Origin of the sequence: Pseudoalteromonas sp. APC 3495, assembly GCF_030407645.1 — a bacterium.
Classification (GTDB): domain Bacteria; phylum Pseudomonadota; class Gammaproteobacteria; order Enterobacterales; family Alteromonadaceae; genus Pseudoalteromonas; species Pseudoalteromonas tetraodonis.
The window spans coordinates 1-1,865 of sequence record NZ_JASDDA010000097.1 but is presented as its reverse complement, the minus strand read 5'-3'; the positions used below and the strand labels follow the sequence as shown (position 1 = coordinate 1,865).

General features: G+C 38.3%; 2 protein-coding genes and 1 pseudogene. 1 reads left to right on the top strand and 2 read right to left on the bottom strand.

The annotated features are described in order from the left end of the window. Window positions 1-241, bottom strand: a pseudogene (locus QL984_RS18400) (transposase); the annotation flags it as partial. A 57-nt stretch (window positions 242-298) separates the two neighbouring features. Continuing rightward, window positions 299-766, bottom strand: a complete 468-nt coding sequence (locus QL984_RS18395) for a hypothetical protein (protein ID WP_290173239.1) — start codon at window positions 764-766, stop codon at window positions 299-301. Between the two features lie 396 nt (window positions 767-1,162). Here QL984_RS18395 and QL984_RS18390 point away from each other — a divergent pair, with 396 nt between their 5' ends. Then, window positions 1,163-1,804, top strand: a complete 642-nt coding sequence (locus tag QL984_RS18390; RefSeq protein ID WP_290173237.1) for a response regulator — start codon at window positions 1,163-1,165, stop codon at window positions 1,802-1,804. Window positions 1,805-1,865: the final 61 nt, after the last annotated feature.

Sequence of the window (1,865 nt, the reverse complement as noted above, 5' to 3'; positions counted from 1 at the left end):
TTCACTCCATAGGAGTGATATGCTAACAGTGTAATTATTAATTACAGCTCAGGCACTCATCAATACAAAATACTTTCGCTCGTGCTAGCAGTCTATCTTTAATCCAGCCTCTGCGGTGCTCGTAAGATTGACCAGTAAAATGGTCTTCACCGCACAAAAAAGCACGCCGAACACAACGTGATATACAGTGGTAGTACTTTGTACCAACCAAACTTACATGACGCTTTCTTACGATTGCCATAAGACACCCAGCTTTTTTTTCACACTGATGAAAGCCTAGTACTTAGTTCGCCAAACTTCAAAAATTCGAGTGGGTGTCTAGTTTATTCTTCGGTTTTGCCATTACAGGCCTGCCCTGTTTGTATGCAATTAACTGCCACAATTCGTTGAGCTCTTTTTCGGTAAGTGGTACGGCACATATATTATCAAAATTACGCTTAAAGCTTTTATAGTTTGCAAGTCGCGACACTAAAGCGCCTATCGGGCTAAGTAACAGCTTTTGTAGCAGTACAGGTTTATGCGTTTCTGGAAATAACCCGCCGTTAAGAAAGCAAATGCTTTGTATTTTTATGCCATGTACTTCATTTAAGTTGCTTCTAGCAAGTAGCTCTTGCGCTACTGTATCACCGTAATCGTGGCTTAAAATATGCTTTGCTTTTACATTGAACAGATTCAAAAAATGAGTCAGTAAATCCGCTTGCATAATAATGGTGTAGGTAACATTTTGCGGTTTGTCACTAAAGCCAAAACCCAGCGTATCGAGGATAAATACTTTAAACTATTGAGTGAGCTCAGCCCATTGATTATGCCAATCCCATTTTGTGGTTGGGTAACCATGGATCAGTAATAAACTCAGTGCTCCCTCTTTACCTTGCACATGATATGCAATGTCATGACCTTGAAATTGAAACGTCGATTGGCTCTTATGCCACGAAGCTAATGAGTCAGTGATTATTGTAGTGTTGCTAATGACATTCCTGACAACTTCGCTGCTTTTATAGGGTTATAAACACATAAATTAAGTTACTACCATAATTGAGTCTTCAAGTTGTGTCACTTAAATAAGTAATGAAAAATATACATAAGCCGATTATTTGCGGGTAGCCATTTCCATGGCTATTATATTGAAGAAGGATGAGAGTAGTTAAATTTAGGAAAGCATGTGAAAATATTGTCCGTCGATGATAACCCCCAAAATAGAAATATCATGGAAATGGTCCTATCTAAGCAACATGACATTACCTCATCTGATGGCAGCGAGCCTATATTAGCTTTAATGGAGGAACATCAGCCTCAAGTAGTCCTAATGGATATTTTACTTAGTAATGATTTCACGGGTTACGACTTGGTTAAAGAAATAAAAGAATGTGGTGCGTACGACGACTGTGAAATTATATTTATTTCAGCCTTAACATCGAGTGAAGACAAACTCACAGCTTATGGCTATGGCGGTGATGATTATATTGCCAAGCCAGTAGATTTTAAGGAACTTAACGAAAAATTAAAGCGTGTAGAACTGCGCATTACAGAGCGAAATAATCTAAAAGAAATGTTCGAAGTCGCTTCATCTACCGCTTTTACATCAATGCAACAAGCAAGCGAACTTGGAGAATTAGTCACATTTTTTACTGACAATCTTGAGGTAACGGATTTAGACACATTATTTGCTAACGTACAGCGCTATTTTACTAATGCAGGCGCCAGCTGTTGCGTAGAGTTTAGGGTAGCAAACCAATATCACCAATTCCCAAAACAAACTATTTCTGACTTGGAAAAAGAAATTCTAGATGTAGTGGTCAACTAATTTTGGCCACAGTTTTAGAATCTTGGTATCTAACCTCAGATTCATTTGGTGCTAAACTTGC